The sequence below is a fragment of the Microbacterium halimionae genome, from assembly GCF_011761265.1.
GTDB lineage: Bacteria > Actinomycetota > Actinomycetes > Actinomycetales > Microbacteriaceae > Microbacterium > Microbacterium halimionae.
The window spans coordinates 1,324,341-1,344,793 of record NZ_JAAOZB010000001.1 but is presented as its reverse complement, the minus strand read 5'-3'; the positions used below and the strand labels follow the sequence as shown (position 1 = coordinate 1,344,793).

The window sequence follows — 20,453 nt, the reverse complement described above, 5'->3', positions numbered from 1 at the left end:
TGAGCGCATGCCAGAGATGCCCGAGCTCCAGGGCCTCGTCAATTTCCTCAGCGAACGGATCGTTGGCCGGAGGGTAACGAAGGTCCGCGTGGTCTCAATCGCTGCCTTGAAAACGTACGACCCACCGGTGGAGTCGCTTGAGCAGGCAACTGTGCTCTCGGTTTCGCGCCACGGCAAGTTCATCGACATCGCAACTCCAGAGGTCCACCTGGTTTTTCATCTCGCGAAAGCCGGCTGGCTGCGGTGGTACGAAACACTCCCCACAGTGCCGACAAAACCGAGCGCAAGGTCGCCTCTCGCGCTCCGGATAGGTTTCGATGATGAATCCGGATTCGACCTCACCGAGGCCGGAACCAAGAAGTCGCTCGCCGTATCGCTCGTGCGTTCACCATCTGATGTTCCGGGTATCTCAACGCTCGGGCCCGACCCGCTCGATCCATCCTTCACTCGCGAGGTGCTCGCAGAAATTGTCTCGGCGCGGCGTACCCAAATAAAAGGGGTACTGAGAGACCAGACGATCATCGCGGGGATCGGCAACGCCTACTCAGACGAGATACTGCACGCGGCGCGCATGTCTCCCTACGCGCTCGCTTCGTCACTCGAGAATGTAGAGATCGGCATTCTGCATAACGCGATCATCGAAACGTTGACGGATGCCTCCGCCGCTGCAGCAGGAAGGCCACCTGCCGATCTCAAAGATGCCAAACGGCGCGGCATGCGCGTGCACGGACGCCGCGGCGAAATATGTCCGGTCTGCGGTGACACCGTGCGCTCAGTGTTCTTCGCGGACAGAAGTCTTGAGTACTGTCCCACCTGCCAAACAGGGGGAAAGCTCCTCGCAGACCGCAGACTTTCCCGCATTCTGAAGTAACAGCGTTATTTCTTACGTTGAGCCGTTGAAAGACACGTCGCGTCGCTAAAGTAAGGCCGTGGGCGAATTCCCGATCGCCGACGTGCATCGCACGCGCTCCGCCGTGCCGACAGCCTTTGGCATTGGCAGACAGGTGGCTCTGACCCCTGCCCTCGCGGTTCGTACAGCGCTCACGAGTCGAAAGTTCTACACCGGATGGTCGGCTCTGGTTTCGTTCATCTTTGCCAGTACTGTTTTCGGCGCGTATCTCGGCACCACGACGCTCAATGACTACGCACGAGGTTTTGTCGTATCTGCGCTCACCTGGGCGATTTTGGCGACGTTTGTTCTGCCGTTTGCGCTCTTGCAGCGTCGGCTCGCCTCTGCCCGACTGCGCGTGACGGTCACAATCGTGACTCTGGTCGCGATCTCACTCGTCCGGGCACAACTCAACGACGCGTTGTCGATGTGGATCACCCCCGACGTACCCGAAGCCGGTCATTGGATTCTTCGCGCGGCAGTAAATCTCATCATCTGGACGATCGTCCTCACCATGGTGGCCGTCGCGACTACGAGCTATGACGTGTCCACAGCGATGGCCCGCCGTCTCGCATCAGGCCTGAGCGCAATGCGCGCTGCGGACCGCGAAGTCGACCAGTTCGCGACTGAGGCAGCGGATGCCACCGATACCGCTCGTCGGGAGTTGCACGCTGCAATCGATGCACTGAGCGATCCGCAACATGGTGAGGTAGATTTCGAGCGGATCAAATCTCTTTCGGAAGAAATCCGCGTACAGAGCCATCTTCTCGATGCTCTAGCATCGCGGCGGCTACGCTCTCCGCGGGAGTTGGTGTCTGCGGCACGCTCGTACCGCGTTCCGCGTCGCGCTATTTTGGCGCGGTTCTCTCCTCCCCCGACGATGCTCGTTGGCGGCACCTACGCGCTCTCGACCGCGGCGTACACGATCTACTTTTTGGGGAGAGAGCCCGGGCTCGGTATCCTCGCGCTTGTCGTTGTGGGTAGTTTTCTGGTCGACATTCTTTCTCGTGTCAGGCAGCACAGCGTTTCGCCTCGACGACGAGGTGCGGTTGTTGTTGCCAGCTGGATCTCTTTCGGCGCTGTCATCGCTGCCGCAACCACAGCGGTTCCATCCGCGCCGCTGGTGGCGCCGCTGATCCCACTTCTGGGCGTTCCGGTAGTCGCGGCTATCACGGCGTTGTGCACTGACGCATTCGAGCAGATGCGCATACAAGAAAACCTTCTGACGCAGTCCCTTTCGGAGTACCGCGGTTCAGCCGGTGCCCGCACAAGTGAGATCCGTGGCGCGCTCCATCGCGTCAGCGAAGGACTTCACGGGCGCGCCCAGGGCAGGTGTGTCATGTTCGCCGCGGCGCTCGACGAGCGTCCCGCGCTTCCGTCCGAGCTCGCGGAGTTCCAGTCAGAAGCGCACGCCGCGGTTGAAACCTCTTTCGGCGAGAGTCCGCACCCGTGCCATGGCGATCGCTTGGAGGATCTCATTTCGACGTGGTCTCATGTGCTCACTATTGATTCGGCTATTGCACTCGAGGCCGATCTCGCAATGCGAGATCCAGCTGTATCGCAAAACGTCGTAGAGATCGTGACGGAGGCGTTCGTCAACGCGATCAAGCATTCGGATGCGCGCGCGGCTCGCGTTGCTGTGACGCTCGTGAATGAATCGCCCCCAACTCTCCAGCTGCATGTATCCACGCCGGGCGTGATCAGGCTCCGCGGCTCACACGGGCGCGGGCTCGCCAACATTCGGGTCCCCACGCGGCTGTTCGAACGCGACGGTTGGGTCGTGCTCGAAGCACAAGTGCCGTGCCCCCAGACGGCTCTCGGAGGCTAGCGTCCGAGCCATCCTGCTGCGAAATTATGGGCCCGTGGTTCCCATGAGGGTGCGAGCATCATCGTCAACCCAGTCGAGAGATTTTGTCAGCGCTTTTCGCCACAGCCGGATGCGGCGAGAGCGCTCATCAGCGTCCATCTTTGGCTCGAAGCGGCGGTCTTCACGCCAGTGTTCGCGAAGTTCATCACGCGTAGACCAGACGCCGACGGCGAGCCCCGCGGCATATGCTGCGCCGAGGGCGGTGGTTTCAACGACCGCCGGACGCACCACTGGAATGCCGAGGATGTCGGCCTGGAACTGCAGCAGGAGGTTGTTTTTCGTCATTCCGCCGTCAACGCGCAGCTCTTCTAGCTCTCGGCCAGCATCGGCTACAACAGCTTCGATAACGTCAAGGCTCTGAAAGGCAGTCGATTCCAACGCCGCACGCGCGATGTGTGCCTTGTTTACGTAGCGGGTGAGGCCCACGAGTGCGCCACGAGCATCCGGGCGCCAGTGCGGAGCGAACAGTCCGGAAAATGCGGGGACGAAGTACGCGCCACCGTTGTCATCGACAGTCTTCGCCAGCTCTTCGACATCTTCTGATCGTTGGATGAGGCCGAGATTGTCGCGAAGCCACTGAACGAGCGACCCGGTTACAGCAATCGATCCTTCGAGGGCATATCTGGCGGGTTCGTCGCCGCAGCGATAGGCGACCGTCGTGAGCAGACCGTGCCGTGATCGCACGATTTTCTCGCCGGTATTGACGAGCAAGAAGTTGCCCGTGCCGTATGTGTTTTTTGACTCGCCGGTATCGAATGCGGCCTGCCCAAAGGATGCTGCCTGCTGATCGCCGAGGATTCCAGCGATGGGAATGCCAGCTGCTTCACCTGGCTCGCTGATCTCCCCCACGACCTCAGAAGAAGATCGAATTTCGGGCATCATCGAGCGCGGAATGTTCCAGATCGCGAGCATTTCGTCAGACCACTCAAGCGTCTGAAGGTCCATCAGCAGTGTGCGGCTGGCGTTCGTGACATCTGTGATGTGGCGTCCGCCTCGCGTGCCACCGGTGAGATTCCATACCAGCCACGAATCCGGGGTTCCGAACATCAGGTCGCCCGCCTCCGCTGCGGCGCGCGCTCCCGCAACATGGTCGAGGATCCAGGCGATCTTCGATGCTGAGAAATACGTCGCGAGCGGCAGCCCGGTGACAGCGGCGAATCGATCGCGTCCACCATCTGCAATGAGCTGGTCGATTCGCGGCTGAGTGCGAGTGTCCTGCCAGACGATCGCTGGGTGCACGGGTCGCCCCGTGCGACGATTCCACACCATCGCGGTTTCGCGCTGGTTAGTGATCCCTACAGCCGCTATTTCTGCCGCAGATAGCCCAGCTCGAGCCAAGACCGACGAGAGTACCCATTCCGTGTTGGTCCAGATCTCAACCGGATCGTGTTCGACCCAGCCCGCGCGCGGAAGCAGCTGCGAATGCTCGCGCTGAGCCGTCGCAACAATCGTCCCGCGCGCATCGAAGATGATCGCTCGTGTCGAGGTCGTTCCCTGATCGAGAGCGAGGACATGCTCGGCCATGGCACTTCTTCCCGCCCGCAACTATGTGGGCATGGTCTTTGTCGGCACGTCAAACGCGCCGGGTTGCGTCGGTCAGGCTATCGCGGACTCGCTCGCTGCGGGGGCAGCGGCGGGGTCAGCGGCGTGGACTGCCGCGACGCCGAGGCTCACTTCAGCCTCGATTCGCTCGGCATCCCATTCCAAAACAGGAGCGACCGCGACAGCAATTTCTGCAGCGGATGCCTCGTCTGCATCTCCGACGAAGGCCACGCTGGTTCGGCGAAGCAAAATGTCGGCAAGATGCACGACGTGCTCGGTGCGCGCGATGTGACGAAGCTCCCCTGTGCTGTATTCGGGAAGAGTTGCGAGCTGCGCATCGTCTGCGTCGGCGTCGATGGCGGCAATGAAATCGGATGCCACGGTTCCATACCGTTCGAGCAGAGCCGCGGTGCGGGCGCGGCCCATGCCAACGTCATGCGCGGTGATCCACTGCTGACGGGCACGCGCCGTCGCCGGGTATCCCGCGCCGCCGCCGATGGCAAGACCGAGCGTGGAACGGCGACGGTCACGACCTAGCGACGCGAGAGCGCGATTGGTGAGCGACTCCGCGGATGCCCGGAATGTCGTCCACTTGCCGCCGACGAGGCTGAACACTGAGACTGCCGGTGCGCCCGACAGCGCCGATTCTTCGATGCGGTAGTCACGCGAAACGAAACCGGGAGCCATGTCGCCGTGGCCGGGCAGCGGCCGCACGCCAGAGAACCGGTACACGATTTGGGAACGGTCGACCTCGACATCGGGAAGGACGTGCCCGATGAGGTCGAGGAAGTAGTCGACCTCGGCTTCGGTGCAGATCGCAGGCTGTGACATGTCGTGTTCTAGGTCGCTCGTTCCCACGAGAACGCGACCCTTAAGGGGGTAGATCAAGACGATGCGACCGTCTTTGTGCTCGAAGAAGAGTTCGCGGCCGCCTGTCGCAGCAAGCAGCTCAGGATTGTCGAGCACGATGTGCGAACCTTTGGTGCCGCCCATGTAATGGGTCGACTCATTGATCGCCGTGTTGGTGAGGTCGGTCCAAGGCCCTGCTGCGTTGATAACCACGGGGGCCGTGAAGTCGTATTCAGCACCGGTGCGCTCATCGCGCAAGATGATCTTTCCATCGTGGGCGCCAACGGCTGAGGTGTAGTTCACAGCACGGGCGTTGCCGGCGCCCGCTGAGAGCCCGTCGCGCAGCACGTCTATGGCGAGACGTTCCGGGTCCTGTAGCGAAGCGTCCCAGTATGAGGCTGTGTACTTCACACCTCGGTTGAGGTCGGGAAGGATTTCAAGCGAGCGCTGCTTGCCGTGGAAAGTGTGGCGACGAACTCGCCCGCCGCCGCGAGAGAACGAGTCATAAATTACGAGTCCGATTTTGATGAGAGCAGCACCGCGTTCGCTTGGCTTTCCCGAACCGTGACGCAAAAAGCGAAACGGGGCCGCGAGGATGCCAGAGAATGTCGAGAAGATCGGGATCGTGGTCTGGAGCGGGCGCACGTAGTGAGGAGCTGTCTGCAGCAGGGCGTTACGCTCGGTCACTGCTTCATGAACGAGTCGGAACTCACCGTTTTCGAGGTAACGCACGCCGCCGTGAATCATGTGCGACGAAGCCGCGGATGCGCCGCTGACGAAGTCGCTCTTCTCGACGAGAGCAACGTCGACACCCTGGAGTGCGAGATCTCGAAAAGTCGCGAGGCCGTTGATCCCGCCACCGATGATCAGCACCTCGGCGGTGGGGCGAGCAGTTAGAGAATGAGCTGTCGCGTTCTCGGCATTCGTGTTGGTCATGAATTCCCTTTCCTGCTTCTACCCTCACAGAGATTCGAACCCGTCGGGTTTTCTCTCAGCGGGTTTGCACAAATGTGCATCGGCGTTGTGACGCTGAGCGTACGAACGGTCGTTAGATGGCGCGAACGGCGAACAATTGTGCTTCACCGGGCAGGAGACCGGGCATCGCCAGCCCCACTTCGTCGAGCGCTCGGCCGGTAGTTTCTACGCCCGCAGTGAGCCACGGCGGCGGCGCATCAGCAAGCTCGTGTGGCTCGGCGCCGACATCGAGACGCTCGACCCGGTAACGCTGCTCGGGGTCGAGGCGCGGCATCCGTAATCGCGGCGGCACAGCGGTCTCGGGCGGCGACACGAGCGCGTACGAAAAAACGGCTTCGGAGCCGTCCAGCGCAATGACACCGTGCACAATCGCCGCCGGATCCGCTTCGTCTACGTGCACGACCGTGCCGCTGTGCAACAGCTCACGGTGCTCACGGTGAGCCGCAATCCACCGACGGACGACCTGGAGATCATCGTCGCGGAGGCGGGTCAGGTCGGATTCGATTCCGGCATGGCCGAAGAAGGCGGTCGCCAAACGAAACGCGAGCGAGGACGTTCTGCCTGAAGTATGCGCGCGCGCATCTCCCAGATGCGAGCCAAGGTATTCGGGCGGAATCAAAATGCCGGTGTACCGCTGAATGCGCTGACGCTCGAGCGGGTCGTTGGTGTCGCTCGTCCATACGCGGTCAACGCGCGGCAAAATCCCGAGGTCGATGCGGGCTCCGCCTGACGCGCACGACTCGATCTCGACCTCGGGGTGGCGACGCCTCAGGTCATCGAGAACCCGGTAGAGCGCCGACACTTGCTCGTGCGAGTCTTCAACGAGAAGGTCACGATTGTGATCCCACTTGAGGTAGCGGATCGGGTATTCGCCCAGGAGAGCGTCGAGACTGTCACGCACGTGCGCTTCGGCACCAGGCACGGAGAGATCGAGCACGTGCTGCCAGCGCCAAGTGACGGCATCCTGACCCGACATGACCCAGTCCGGATGAGCCCGCGCGAGTTCTGAATCAGGGCTGATCATCTCGGGCTCGACCCACAAACCGAATTGCATGCCCCGTGCCTCGACTCGCTCAATGAGCGGCCACAGCCCGTCGGGCCAGGTCGTGGTGTCAACCGTCCAGTCGCCGAGAGCGCGCTTGTCATCACTTCGGCCAGCGAACCAACCGTCATCGAGAACGAACCGCTCAACGCCCACATCTGCTGCGCGATCAACGAGGGGTGCAAGGCGATCGATCGAGTGATCGAAGTAGACGGCTTCCCACGTGTTGAGCGTCACCGGTCGAGGTGACGCGTGCGTCGACCACGACCGCACCCAGGGATGAACTCTTGACGAAATCCCGTCGAGCCCCTGATCAGACCACGCCGCCACAATCGTCGGCGTCTCGAGCGTGTCCCCGGGCGCGAGCGTGACTGGTGGCCGACGCTCCCCCGCACCGAGCACTGTGGTTCCGAGGGGCGAACGTTCGAACCACTGCTGCGTGTCGCCGCTCCACGCGACGTGTGTCGCCCATACCTCACCCGATGAAAAGCCGAATCCTGGTGTACCGGCGACCATCAAGAACGCGTCGTCGTGGCCGCCTCTCCCGTGTCGAGACTCTCTCAGCCAGACTCCTAAGCCGGGCTGCTGGCGCTGAGGTTGCCGCTCGCGCGACCATAGTCCGGTGAAATCGAGCAACTCGCGGGCGCGATCCGGGATCGGAAGCGCCACGGCGGCCGAAGTTAATGTGATTGCGCTCGAGCCTTCGTTGTGGACGACGTGCGAGGCAAGAAGTAGACCATCGGCTGTGAGCTCAAGGCGCGTCGTGACGGATGCCGCAGCCCATTCGCTCACCGAGGTGATGATGTTTTGGCGGCTGAGAGTCTCGCGGTGCCGCGCGGTGCCGAAGACTCCGGCGAGCGCAACCACGGGATGCCCAGACCAGCCTTCCCCGAGGCCAGCAATCAAGCTGAGCCGGGGCGGGCGGTCGATTGAACTCGGCGGGTTGAGTGCCACTGTTGCGTCGACCAAGTTCTGAAGATCGTTCTTGGCGAGCGCACCAAGGTCGCGCCCCCAGTGCACGATCGCCGGCACCTCCGTGCCGCGGGAGTCGACCACGAGAGAGACTCCCGCAGCACGGAGGTGATGGATCATGCGTTCTACTCCGATACCGGGATGGACTGCGCCTTGAGCGTGTCGATCGTAGAGCTCTGCGCTGACTTCAAGGCATCTTCAAGTGTGCCCTGTCCAGTAACAGCCTGCTGGAATCCGTCAGACACGTCCGCATACGTCTGTGTCATCGTCGGGCCCCACATGAAGTCCGGGTTAACCTCAGCAGCAGCCTCGGCGAACACGTCATAGATAGCCTGGCCGCCGTAGAACTCGACGCCCTCCTTGAGCACGGGCAACTCAAGACCCGCCGTGGTCGCGGGGTAGATGTTGGCACTCGCGTTGAGGGCCGTCAGCGCTTCTTCGGAAGTGTTGAGCCAGAGCGCGAACTTCGACGCTTCGTAGGGGTGCTCGCTTCCCTTGAACACTGCTGTCGAGGATCCACCCCAGTTTCCTGCTGCGTTCTCTCCGGCTTCCCACTGCGGCGAGCTTGCGACCGACCACAGACCTGCTGTGTCGGGAGCGCCACTCGAGATCGAGTTTGCACCCCACACCGCTGACTCCCACGTCCACACCTCACTGGAGTTGTAGGCGTTGTTCCACTCTTCGGTCCACGCCGGGTAGGTGGCTACGAGGTCGTTGTCGATCAGGTCCTGCCAGTACGCAGCGACAGTCTGCGATTCGCCTCCGGCGAGATCAACAGTCCATTCGTCGCCCTCGTTACCGAACCACTCGCCGCCTGCTTGCCAGACGAGGCCAGCGAACTGGTTGATGTCAGCGGTCGAGAAGTTCGTGATGTAGCCACCGAGAGCACGAATCTCTTCGGCAGCGGTCTTGTACTCAGCCCACGTCGTCGGGACCGCAATGTCATTCTCTTCGAACAGGTCGGAACGGTAGAAGAGCGCCATCGGGCCGGAATCTTGGGGGATGGCGTAGATGCCGTCCGACCCAAGGGTGACCTGCGACCAGGTCCACGGGATGAACTCAGACTCTGCCGCAACGACATCGTCACACCCCGAGAGGTCAGTCAGCCCGTCCTGAACCCGGAAGCTTGCGAGGGCGTCGTACTCGATCTGACCGAGATCGGGTGCGTTTCCGGCTTCGAGCTGGCTGAAGAAGTTCTGGTAAGTGCCGGAGTTACCGTTCGGACCGGTCTGAACCTCGACCTGAATATCGGGGTTCGCCTCGTTCCACGTCGCTACGACATCTTCGATTCCAGGGATCCACGAGGTGAATTCCAGGGTGACGGGACCGTCTGCTGGGGTGCAGGCATCGGCAGCATCGGTGCTACCACTGTCTCCAGATGTGCATCCTGCAAGCGCGACCGCGCTCAGCAGTACGACGCCTGTGGCGACTGCTTTCTTGGTGTTGTGCATGATCTTTCAGTGCTTTCTGTGTGGGTGAACGGACTCTTGCGGATGCCGGAGATACCTCCTCCGGCGTGGAACCTACTTCACAGAACCGGCACCGAGGCCGCCGCGCCAGAAGCGCTGAAGTAGGAGGAAGGCGATGATCAACGGGATGATCGAAAGGAGAGAACCGACGAGCACGTAGGTGCGGAGCTCAGGGATCTGATTGAGCTGCGTATTCCAGGTGTAAAGCCCGTATGTCACGGGGAAAAGTTCCTGAGAACGAAGCATGATCAATGGCAAGAAGAAGTTGTTCCAAATCGTGACGAACTGAAAGAGAAAGACAGTCACGAGAGCTGGAACCATCAGGCGGATAGACACGGTGAAGAAGGTGCGAACTTCGCCCGCGCCATCAAGTCGTGCTGCCTCGATGAGCTCATCGGGCACGCTTGATGCCGCGTAAATGCGGCTGAGATACACGCCGAACGGGCTGACGATGCTCGGGAGCAGCACTGCCCAAATGGTGTTCGTCAGGTTGACCTGGCTAAAGAGTAGGAACAGCGGCAACGCGAGGGCTGTCGCGGGTACGAGCACTCCGCCCAGCACCACGTTGAACAGCAGTTCACGCCCGCGGAACGAGTACTTCGCCAGCGCGTAACCACACATCGACGCAAGGATCGTCGCAAGAATGGCACCGACTCCGGCGTAGAGCAGGCTGTTACCGAGCCAGCGCACATAGATGCCGTCGTTGTAGTCGAGCAGGTCTCTGATGTTGTTGAAGAGGTTGAAGTCAGCAAACCACAACGAAGGTGTCGTGAGGAGCTGGCCGCGATCTTTTGTGGAGGCGATGAAAAGCCACCAGATCGGAACCAAGAAGTAGAGCGTGAACACGCTCATGATCAGCAGCGCTGCCCCGCGGGAGAGTAGCCCTTCCTTCGGGCCTTTGCCTGTGACGAGGTCGTCGGCTGTCGCACCCTTGGTGCGCGTGAGGAAGCTCATCAGTCGGCCTTCCGCTGGGTGATCTTCAAGAACGTGAACGAGAGGATGAACGTCGCCAAGGCCAGGACCACCGAGAACGCGGCGGCGAGGTTGATATTGGGGATCGAGTTCGTCGCGTACACGGTCATGTTTGGTGTGAACGTGCTGGATACGGCGGAGCTGAATGATCGGAAGACCTGGGGCTCGGCGAGCAGCTGAAGAGTTCCAATGATCGAGAAGATCGCGGTCAGCACGATCGCCGGTGCCACCATCGGGATCTTTATCGACCAGGCAATGCGGATTTGACCTGCACCATCGAGCCGTGCCGCCTCATACACCTCGCTGGGAATCGCCAGGAGAGCCGAGTAGATAATGAGCATGTTGTAGCCGACGAACACCCAGGTCACAACGTTCGCGATCGACCAGAGCACGAGTTCCGGCGAGAGAAAGTCGATGGCACGCGTCACATCGGTGAAAGGTGACAGATTCGGGGAGTAAAGAAATCCCCACATGATCGCCGCGATCACTCCAGGAACCGCATAAGGAGCAAAGAATGCGAGGCGGAAGAACTTCCGGCCTTTCAGAACTGGCGAGTCGAGCAACAGCGCAAACAGCAACGCGAGCCCGAGCATGACAGGCACTTGCACGACGCCGAACAGCAGTACGCGCAGCACTGACTCCCAGAAGGGGCCGTTTTGCAGCACAAGTGCGTATTGCGCGAACCACCCGAACACCTCTTGTGGTGCGCCGTATGTGCCCTCGCGTTCGACGACCAGCAGCGACTGCCATATCGCGTACCCGATCGGCACGAGATAGAAGAGCAAGAAAAGTACGCCGAACGGCGCAGCAAAGAACGCGACCGCCGATCGGTGAGTCTGTCCTTGCCGCCGTTTTGGCACTGATCGACCGCTACGAGAACGTTGTGCAGTCGGGTCTACGACGTCGGTTGTCATGACGCAGACTCCTCTCTGATAATTCGAACCGCCCCGGGCGGAACCTCGAGGGTTGCGACAGTGTTGTCGCCGGTGATCAACTCGGTACCGCTCACCTGCAGCTGAACTGAGGTACTGCCGTGGTTGATCGCGAATACATACGAGGAGATGTCTCCTCGACGGCGCACGATCTCGACAGCCCCGTCGGAGTCTCCGGTTACCGGAACGGGAGATTCCACTCCCGCAGCGGAGACAAGCTCCTGCGCGAGGGAGCGATACGCCTGGGGTTCAAGCAGAGTGGAGAGGTACCACGCATTTCCAGAACCCCACCGATTGCGGGTAATTGCTGGACCGCCAGCGGCTGGGCCGTCAGCGAAGGAATCCACGACCTCTGCGGTGGTGACATGCATGCGCTCCGACCACAGCGTTCCGGCTGCGCCGCTACCGAGCGAGACGCGAGCACCGGGCGCAACTGGAGCGAATTCTTCCACCGCGATGCCGAGGGCATCACGGAATGGGCCGGTGTACCCGCCCGTCCACACGCGATCGTTCTCGTCAACGATCCCGCTGAAGAACGTCACGAGCGCGGTGCCACCAGCCGAGATCCAATCGTTGATGACGGTCGCTTCCTCATCACGAACAAGGTGGAGGCCCGGCACGAGGACAAGTCGGTATGCGGAGAGATCGGCGCCTGGCGCAACAACGTCAATTGTTACGTGGAGCGCTGCGAAGGCCGCGTAGACCGCATGCACCTGGTCGAGATAGCCGAGCGCTGAACTTGGTCGCGATTCGGCGTCCGCCGCCCACCATGACTCCCATGAGAAGACAAGGGCAATATCAGCGACAACCCGCGAACCCGCAACCTCGTCGAGCTTGCTGATTATGCCGCCGAGTTCCACGACGTCATGCCAAAGCGTCGAACCCGTTCCCGCGTGCGGCAACATCGCGGAGTGGAACTTCTCGCTACCCTGCACAGAAGCACGCCACTGAAAGAAGCAGACGGCATCCGCGCCACGAGCAACGTGGGTGAGCGAATTGCGCAACATCTGGCCTGGGCTCTTTGGGAAGTTAATCGGCTGCCAGTTCACAGCGCCCGCCGAGTGCTCCATGAGAAGCCACGGTGCACCGAGCGCCAGACCGCGCGACAGATCGGCGGCGAAAGAAAGCTCGGTGCGCGGATCGCCGAGGCGGTAGTCGAGATAGTGATCGTTTGCCACGATGTCCATCTCGCCGGCCCACTGCCAGTAGTCCATGTTTTCGATGTGGGCCGCGACCATGAAGTTCGTCGTTACCGGCACATCGCTGAGATCGCGGATAACGGCAGCCTCGGCGCGGTAGTGATCGAGGAGCTCATCAGAACTGAACCGATGGAAGTCGAGTGCCTGTCCCGGATTTCTTGCCGAGAGCGCAGCGCGTGGCGGGAGAATTTCTTCCCAATCGCCGTAGGTCTGAGACCAGAATGCGGTGCCCCACGCGGCGTTCAGCGCATCGACTGACCCATATCGTGCCCGAAGCCAGAGTCGAAAAGCCGCTGCGCTCTGGTCGCAGTAACACAGCGAGTTGTGGCATCCGAGCTCATTCGACACGTGCCACAGCGCGACAGCCGGGTGAGACCCGTAGCGTTCAGCGACGGCGCGCACGAGAGAGAGGGCCGCGGCACGAAAAGCTGGAGAGCTGGGGCACCATGCTTGGCGTCCACCGGGATAGCGCGTCGTGCCGTCTTCAGCGATCGGGAGAATCTCGGGATGCGCGCGAGTCAACCATGCTGGCGGCGAAGCAGTTCCGGTCCCGAGGTTTATCCGAATGTCCGCCGCGTGCAAAAGCTCGATGATGCGATCGAGCGACGCGAACGTGAACTCGCCATCACGCGGTTCAACGCCTGCCCAACCGAAGATATTGATCGCAACGAGGTCAACGCCCGCTTCGCGCATGAGCGTGACGTCCTCTTCCCAAACAGAGGGATCCCACTGCTCAGGGTTGTAATCACCACCGAAGGCAATGCCGTCGTGGGTGAACGCGTGTGCGGGGGCCGCCATGGTCTCCTCGTATCTGTGAACGTGCACAGAAGAACGTAAAATCTTCGTCGATGCAAAATGTGTGAACGTGCACACACTATAGATACCGCGAAAGACATGTCAACAGCGCGGAACAAAAGTTGCACGTTTGGCACATACGATGGATGCGTGGCTTCCGAGGATCGACGCCGTCGTGCGACGGTAAATGACGTCGCCGTCGAGGCTGGTGTTTCGCGAGGAACCGTGAGCCGCGTGTTGAACGGAAAGCGCTACGTTTCGAGCGAGTCCCGCGCCGCGATCGACGCCGCGATAGCCAAAGTGGGGTTCGTCCCCAACGGAGCAGCACGCAGCCTTGTCATGCAGCGTTCGCAAGCGGTAGGGCTCATCGTGCACGAGCCGAGTTCACTCTTCATCGAGGATCCGAATATCGGCTCGATCCTCTTGGGCGCCAACGAGGCCCTCTCCGAAGCCGACTACCAGATGGCTTGCCTGATCGCGGATTCATCGCGCGACATATCTCGGCTGTCCAACTACCTGAGTGGGGGCCTGATCGACGGCGTGATCATCGTGTCGGCTCGGGAGGGAGACGCCATTACCAGGGCCGTGAGTCGGCTTGATCTCCCCACAGCTTTTGTCGGTCATCCGCGTGACATCGGCAATGCCGCATATGTCGCGATCGACAACCAGACGGCAGCCCAGGCGATCACAAGCCGGTTGGCGTCAACCGGCCGGCGACGGATCGGCATGATCGCCGCTGCTTTGGACCGTGACTCCGGCGCGGATCGGCTCGCAGGATTCCGAGCGGCCCTCGGAAACGACTTTGATCCAGCTCTCGTCGAGTCTGTACCGCTCTACTCCTACCGAGACGGCCAAGAAGGCATGCGCGCACTGTTACAGCGCGCGCCCGATATTGATGGCGTGTTCGCGTCAAGCGATGCCCTCGCCGCTGGCGCCCTCGAAGTTCTTCATCTCGCCGGCCGCCGAGTGCCGGAAGATATCGGCATCGTGGGTTTTGACGACAGCTCGTGGGCGATGAGGTGCGACCCACCTCTCTCGACAGTGCAGCAGCCTGCAACGAGCCTTGGGCGCGCAGCCGCTGAGGCTGTTTTGCGTCAAATCCGGGGCGAAGCACCCATGCAGAACGCTCAGATGCTCGAGTGCCCGATCGTCTGGCGCAACTCCGCGTAGTGGGAATGAATTTTCACCAAAACTGTTGAGTACACTGATGAGCAGAAGTGCTCCGGGGTCGGTGAGAATCCGAACCGGCGGTGATAGTCCGCGACCCGACGCAATGCATCTCACGATGCGGGCGGCGGTTGAGCTGGTGAAATTCCAGGACCGACGGTGATGCGACACAGAAGTGTGGCTAGTCCGGATGAGAGGAAGCACACGGCGCCCTAGGCGTTGGCACGGCCGTTCCCGGGGCGCCGAAATAAGGGGAACGGGAATGACCACGATGCCGGTAGAGCGTGACGCTATGCGCCTCGCTCTGGAACTCGCACGGCGGGGGCACACGGGCATCAACCCGCAGGTGGGCGCGGTCATCATTTCGGCATCAGGCGAAGTCATCGCGCAGGGGTGGCATCGGGGAGCGGGAACAGCGCACGCTGAAGTTGATGCGCTTTCGCATGTGTCGGCAGGCGAAGCCGCCGGCGCTACAGCCGTCGTCACTCTTGAGCCCTGCAACCACACCGGAAGAACCGGCCCTTGCACGGAAGCCCTATTGGAAGCGGGCATCGCGCGCGTTGTTTTCGCACTCCCCGATCCAGGGGATGCATCCGGCGGCGGCGCCGAGCGACTGCGAAGCGCTGGAGTCGAAGTTGAAGCTGGGCTGTGTGCCAATGAAGCGCGCGAACTGATTTCTTCGTGGCTGGCAGTGCAAAAACTTGGACGTCCGCACGTCACCGTCAAGTGGGCCCAGAGCCTCGACGGCCGCGCCGCTGCGGCAGACGGAACAAGCCAGTGGATCACTGGTCCAGAGGCTCGAGCGGATGTGCACACCCGCAGATCTCAGTCCGACGCAATCGTCATCGGAACCGGAACCATCACCGCAGATGATCCCTCGCTGACGGCGCGGACACCCAACGGTGATCTCTACGACCACCAGCCGCGGCCCGTCGTGATTGGCGAACGAGAAACGCCACGCGGCGCCGCGATTCGACAGCATCCGCTCTCGCCCTGGTTCTTTGCAACGCACGATTTAGCTCGAGTACTAGAAGATCTCCGCGGACGCGGAGTACATCGCGTTTTCGTCGAAGGTGGCCCGACTCTCGCGAGCGCATTTTTGCAGAGCGAACTTGTCGATGAAGTACTCGTGTACATCGCCCCGGTTCTGATCGGCGGCGACCGTCTCGCCCTCACGGATATTGGCGTCGACACAATCAGCGCGGCACAGCACTTGCGCATACTCCACACCGAGCAACTCGGGGCTGATCTTCTGATGATCGGCGCGCCCCGTCTCGCGTCCCGCGCAGAACAAGGAGACCTCTAATGTTCACCGGAATCATCGAAGAAATCGGAAGCGTCACGGCTGTCGAATCCTCGGGCGATGGCGTTCGCCTCACGGTACGTGCGCCCTTGGCAGTATCGGATGCCAGCCACGGCGATTCGATCGCGGTCAGTGGCGTCTGCCTCACCGTGATCGAACAGGGTGCCGACTGGTTCACAGCCGACGTCATGCGCCAAACGCTCGACATGTCGACGCTCGCAGGAATCGCCCCGGGTGCGGAAGTCAATATTGAACGCGCGACGGCCGCCCACGGTCGACTGGGCGGACACATAGTGCAGGGCCACATCGATGGCACCGGCACCGTGTCGGATGTCCGCCCCGGAGATAAGTGGCAGGTCGTGCGCATCGAGCTACCCCGCGCACTAGCTGCCCTGATCGTCGACAAAGGATCCATCAGCGTCGATGGCGTCTCGCTCACCGTGAGTTCCGTCAGCGCCGCGACAGAAGAGACGCAGTGGTTCGAAATCTCACTGATTCCCGAGACACTCACGGCAACAACTCTCGGTTCGCGGGCAATCGGAGAAGCGGTCAACCTCGAAACCGACATTCTCGCCCGCCACGTGCAGCGTTTGCTCACTTTTTCAACACCCTCGGCGCCGATCGGCGCCCGCACAGAAGGAGGCTCGCGATGAGCCTTTCATCCATCGAAGACGCCCTCACCGCACTGCGGGAAGGACGCCCCATCATCGTTGCTGACGACGAAAGCCGCGAGAACGAAGGCGACGCCATTTTGTCGGCAGCGCTTGCGACGCCGGAGTGGATCGCATGGACGGTGCGCTGGTCGAGTGGCTTTATTTGCGCGCCAATGCCAGCCGAGTGGGCAGACCGCCTCGACCTGCCTCCCATGGTTGAGGTAAATCAGGATGCACGCGGCACCGCGTACACGGTGAGCGTCGACGCGGCCGATCGCCGTGATTCCACGGGAATCAGCGCCTCTGACCGCGCCCACACTCTCAACGTGCTCGCAAACCCCACATCGGTTCCGTCGTCGTTGCTTCGCCCCGGTCATGTTCTTCCACTGCGTGCTGTCGACGGCGGCGTGCGTGAACGCCCAGGCCACACCGAGGCGGCCGTCGAGCTCATGAAGCTCGCTGGATTGGAGCCCGTCGGAGCTATCGCCGAAATCGTGGCAGAAGACGGTGCGATGATGCGGATGCCAGGTCTCCTTGATCTCGGAGAACGCGATGGACTGCCCGTCATCACCATCGAGCAGCTGATCGCTCACCTGCAGCGCATCGACCCGATCGAATCCGCCCAAGCGCCAGCGCACAGTCGCCGCGTGAGCTTGCGAGCAGAGTCGCTCGTGCCTACGTCGCATGGGGTTTTTCGCTTCTTGGCGTACAAGGATCGGGTAACCGGAACCGACCATATCGCTGTTGTTTCCGGCGACCTCACCGACGAAGCACCGCTCGTGCGCGTTCACTCAGAATGCCTGACCGGAGAAGCCTTCGGCTCGCTCAAGTGCGAATGTGGTCCGCAACTTGACGCCGCTCTCGACACGATCGAGCAAGAGGGTGGGGTCGTCATTTACATGCGCGGCCACGAGGGCCGCGGCATCGGGCTCATCAACAAGCTACGCGCCTACAGCCTGCAAGAGCGCGGTCTCGACACCGTCGATGCCAACCTCGTTCTTGGACTGCCCGCAGATGCCCGCGATTATGCCGCTGCCGCTGGCATTCTCACTGATCTCGGCATCGACAGGCTTCGCCTCCTGACGAACAACACCGACAAAGTTAATCAACTACAGAACTTGGGACTCGACATCGTCGAGCAGGTACCTCTGCTGGTCGGAGTCGGCCCCAACAATCATCAGTACCTCTCCACGAAACGGGATCGAATGGGACACATCATCGCCGAACAAGACCTGAGCGATGCGATCGCGAAGATGCAGGAAGGCTCGGGAGCATGAGCGGTAAAGGAGCACCCGTCATCGTTCCTACCGACGCGTCGAGCTTGAAGGTCACAATTATCGCTGGCACCTGGCACGACGTGATCACCGATGGCTTGATCGCCGGCGCTGAGCGCACTCTCGAAGCATCGGGCGCGACGTACCGCGTTGTGCGCGTACCTGGATCGTTTGAGCTCGCTCTCGCGAGCAAGGCTGCTCTCGAGGCCGGAGCGGATGCCGTCGTCGCACTGGGTGTCATCATTCGAGGCGGTACACCCCACTTTGAGTACGTTGCCTCCGCAGCCACCGACGGCCTAAACCGCGTGGCGCTTGATACCGGAAAGCCCATCGGTTTCGGTCTCCTGACTCTCGATGACGAACAGCAGGGTCTTGACCGCGCGGGCCTTCCTGATTCAAAGGAAGATAAGGGCGCCGAGGCCGCTGACGCCGCAGTCCGTACAGCTCTCCTGCTGCGCGCGCTTCGCGAATAGCGGGTGTTTGGGTGAGGCATCCCTTGCTGGCGTGATGCCGGGGCGCCCACTAATCTGACTGCATGGAGACCGTGCGCCACGTCGTCGTATTCATTCACCTCATTGGCTTCGCGACACTGTTCGGGGCGTGGGCTGTCGAGGCCTATAACCGCCGAATTCGAGTGACGCCACTCATGAACATCGGCCTGGTCATCGCCGCAGTTGCGGGACTCGCATTGGCCGCTCCGTGGGGTCTCGAATACGACCTGAACTACACGAAGATCGGCGTGAAGCTCGTCGTGTTGTTGATCATCGGCGCATTCCTCGGTATCGGCCAGAGCAAGCAACGCAAGACCGGCAGCATGCCGTCAGCACTGTTCTGGTTGGTCGGCGTGCTGACAGCGCTCAACGCTGCAATCGCCGTCATCTGGCGATAACCACCGCTGCGAGGCCAATTCGCGGCCTACAATAAGTCGTTCGCATCGGCGATTTCTGCCCGCGACACCGGTGACCCAGCGCAGCGCCGCCTGATGCGCTACCGCGTCTCAGGACCGCGCCACCGATTTGGTCCCAAAAGGACAGCTTCGCACTCTCTCTTTTCAGGTCTCCCATGTCATCTGCATCTCCCACAGCGGCGGACAGCACTGCTGCACCGCTCAACCCCCGCTCTCGCGTTATCACCGCGAGCCTTGTCGGCACGACGATCGAGTTCTACGACTTCTACGCGTACGCGACAGCGGCCGTTCTTGTCTTCCCGATCCTGTTCTTTCCTACCGGAAACGACACGACATCGCTGCTGTCATCGTTCGCCGTTTTTGGCGCCGCGATGGTCGCCCGCCCTATCGGCGCTGTCGTTTTCGGCCATTTCGGCGACAGGGTCGGGCGCAAGACCACTCTCGTCGTTTCGCTCTTGACGATGGGCATCGCGACGTTCCTGATCGGATGCCTCCCTACCTTTGCCGACATCGGATGGTGGGCAGCACTCCTGCTGCTCGTGCTACGCCTCGCTCAAGGTTTCGCGCTCGGTGGCGAATGGTCGGGCGCCGCGCTCGTTGCGACCGAGAACGCACCAAAGGGAAAACGCGCCTGGTACGGCACGTTCCCTCAGCTCGGTGCACCCATCGGCTTCATCATCGCCAACATGGTTTTCTTGACGATCAACTGGGCTCTCCCCCACCCCGACAGTGCACTCCAGCGCTCAGAAGCTTTCCTCGCGTGGGGATGGCGGGTGCCTTTCCTCTTCTCAGCGGTCATGGTGATCATCGGCCTGTGGGTGCGATTGCGCCTCGTCGAGTCGGAAGCTTTTGTGCAGGCCGAAAAGAAGGGTGCAATCCGCAAATTCCCGCTCGGCTTCGTGATCCGCCGCCACTGGAAAAACCTCATCCTCGGCACGTTCATCATGCTCGCCACGTATGTGCTTTTCTACCTGATGACGAACTTCACGCTGTCGTACGGCACGAAAGCGGCCGATCTTTCGACCGCGTCTCCTGCAGCTGAGGCTGCGGCCGAGGCCGCCGGAAAGAGTTTTGACGCCACAGCATTCGCTGCGCAGTTCTATCCGGGTCTCGGATTCGGCTATATCGATTTTGTTGTCATGCAGATTATCGGTGTGGTTTTCTTCGGCATCTTCACGCTGCTCTCGGGCCCGATCGCCGACAGCATCGGACGCCGGAAGCTCCTCATCTGGGTGACGATCGGCATCATCGTCTTCGGCTTGGCCTTCAACCTATTCCTCTTGCCACAGGCCGACCCGAAATTCACCGGTGCGCTCGTGCAGGCATTCCTGGTGTTGGGTTTTGTTCTCATGGGTGCGACGTTCGGTCCAATGGGGGCGCTCCTGCCAGAGCTCTTTCCGACCAACGTGCGCTACTCGGGGTCGGCGATCGCGTACAACATGTCGTCGATCCTTGGCGCGGCTGTCGCACCGCTGATCGCTGTGTGGCTGTGGGCATCGGCGGGCGGCGAGCCTTGGCTCGTCGGACTGTATTTGTCGGCGATGGGCGTGCTCACCCTCATCGCGTTGCTGCTGTCAAAAGAGACAAAAGACGTCGACTACGACGACGATGGCTCGCTCGGCGTGGGAGCAACCGCGTCGCTTTAA

At 61.4% G+C, this 20,453-nt stretch carries 16 protein-coding genes and 1 riboswitch; of the genes, 9 read left to right on the top strand and 7 right to left on the bottom strand.

Annotated elements, in window-relative coordinates:
* Window positions 1-7: 7 nt before the first annotated feature.
* Window positions 8-871: an Fpg/Nei family DNA glycosylase gene (locus FHS06_RS06180; RefSeq protein ID WP_167046814.1), complete on the top strand. Its 864-nt coding sequence runs from the start codon at window positions 8-10 to the stop codon at window positions 869-871.
* Window positions 872-929: 58 nt separating this feature from the next.
* Window positions 930-2,717: a sensor histidine kinase gene (locus FHS06_RS06175; RefSeq protein ID WP_167046812.1), complete on the top strand. Its 1,788-nt coding sequence runs from the start codon at window positions 930-932 to the stop codon at window positions 2,715-2,717.
* Between the two features lie 24 nt (window positions 2,718-2,741).
* On the opposite strand, the gene glpK is transcribed toward FHS06_RS06175, so the two are convergent.
* From glpK to FHS06_RS06140, 7 genes are all read right to left on the bottom strand, one after another.
* Window positions 2,742-4,280 (bottom strand): glycerol kinase GlpK, encoded by a 1,539-nt coding sequence (glpK, locus tag FHS06_RS06170; RefSeq protein WP_167046809.1) that lies wholly within the window; start codon window positions 4,278-4,280, stop codon window positions 2,742-2,744.
* Between the two features lie 72 nt (window positions 4,281-4,352).
* Entirely contained in the window at window positions 4,353-6,083 is a 1,731-nt protein-coding gene (locus FHS06_RS06165; protein ID WP_167046806.1) for a glycerol-3-phosphate dehydrogenase/oxidase, read from the bottom strand.
* Between the two features lie 112 nt (window positions 6,084-6,195).
* Window positions 6,196-8,256 carry an alpha-galactosidase gene (locus tag FHS06_RS06160; protein ID WP_167046804.1) on the bottom strand — a complete coding sequence of 687 codons (2,061 nt, stop codon included), beginning with the start codon at window positions 8,254-8,256 and terminating at the stop codon, window positions 6,196-6,198.
* A gap of 5 nt (window positions 8,257-8,261) precedes the next feature.
* A complete protein-coding gene (locus tag FHS06_RS06155; RefSeq protein ID WP_167046801.1) occupies window positions 8,262-9,587 on the bottom strand; it encodes an ABC transporter substrate-binding protein in 1,326 nt (441 codons plus the stop codon).
* A gap of 72 nt (window positions 9,588-9,659) precedes the next feature.
* Window positions 9,660-10,559 (bottom strand): carbohydrate ABC transporter permease, encoded by a 900-nt coding sequence (locus FHS06_RS06150; protein WP_167046798.1) that lies wholly within the window; start codon window positions 10,557-10,559, stop codon window positions 9,660-9,662.
* The gene (locus FHS06_RS06145) at window positions 10,559-11,491 is read right to left on the bottom strand and encodes a carbohydrate ABC transporter permease (RefSeq protein WP_167046795.1); all 933 of its coding nucleotides are present in this window, start codon (window positions 11,489-11,491) and stop codon (window positions 10,559-10,561) included. The genes FHS06_RS06150 and FHS06_RS06145 overlap by 1 nt, the downstream gene beginning before the upstream one ends.
* Window positions 11,488-13,506 carry a beta-galactosidase gene (locus tag FHS06_RS06140; RefSeq protein ID WP_167046792.1) on the bottom strand — a complete coding sequence of 673 codons (2,019 nt, stop codon included), beginning with the start codon at window positions 13,504-13,506 and terminating at the stop codon, window positions 11,488-11,490. Before FHS06_RS06140 ends, FHS06_RS06145 begins: the two co-directional genes overlap by 4 nt.
* Window positions 13,507-13,653: 147 nt before the next feature.
* On the opposite strand from FHS06_RS06140, the gene FHS06_RS06135 reads away from it, so the two are divergent.
* The 7 genes from FHS06_RS06135 to FHS06_RS06105 all read left to right on the top strand — a co-directional run bounded on the left by FHS06_RS06135 (window position 13,654) and on the right by FHS06_RS06105 (window position 20,453).
* Window positions 13,654-14,673 carry a LacI family DNA-binding transcriptional regulator gene (locus tag FHS06_RS06135; protein ID WP_310734898.1) on the top strand — a complete coding sequence of 340 codons (1,020 nt, stop codon included), beginning with the start codon at window positions 13,654-13,656 and terminating at the stop codon, window positions 14,671-14,673.
* A 45-nt stretch (window positions 14,674-14,718) separates the two neighbouring features.
* Window positions 14,719-14,876, top strand: a riboswitch (FMN riboswitch).
* A 56-nt stretch (window positions 14,877-14,932) separates the two neighbouring features.
* On the top strand, window positions 14,933-15,976 hold the full coding sequence (gene ribD / locus FHS06_RS06130) for a bifunctional diaminohydroxyphosphoribosylaminopyrimidine deaminase/5-amino-6-(5-phosphoribosylamino)uracil reductase RibD (protein WP_243845264.1): 1,044 nt from the start codon (window positions 14,933-14,935) through the stop codon (window positions 15,974-15,976).
* On the top strand, window positions 15,976-16,626 hold the full coding sequence (locus FHS06_RS06125; RefSeq protein WP_167046786.1) for a riboflavin synthase: 651 nt from the start codon (window positions 15,976-15,978) through the stop codon (window positions 16,624-16,626). Before ribD ends, FHS06_RS06125 begins: the two co-directional genes overlap by 1 nt.
* Window positions 16,623-17,903, top strand: a complete 1,281-nt coding sequence (gene ribA, locus FHS06_RS06120; RefSeq protein WP_167046783.1) for a GTP cyclohydrolase II — start codon at window positions 16,623-16,625, stop codon at window positions 17,901-17,903. The genes FHS06_RS06125 and ribA overlap by 4 nt, the downstream gene beginning before the upstream one ends.
* Window positions 17,900-18,373, top strand: a complete 474-nt coding sequence (ribH, locus tag FHS06_RS06115) for a 6,7-dimethyl-8-ribityllumazine synthase (RefSeq protein ID WP_167046780.1) — start codon at window positions 17,900-17,902, stop codon at window positions 18,371-18,373. Before ribA ends, ribH begins: the two co-directional genes overlap by 4 nt.
* Before the next feature lie 62 nt (window positions 18,374-18,435).
* Complete coding sequence (locus FHS06_RS06110) at window positions 18,436-18,789, top strand: Fe-S protein (RefSeq protein WP_167046777.1); 354 nt, start codon at window positions 18,436-18,438, stop codon at window positions 18,787-18,789.
* 173 nt (window positions 18,790-18,962) lie between these two features.
* Complete coding sequence (locus FHS06_RS06105; RefSeq protein ID WP_167046775.1) at window positions 18,963-20,453, top strand: MFS transporter; 1,491 nt, start codon at window positions 18,963-18,965, stop codon at window positions 20,451-20,453.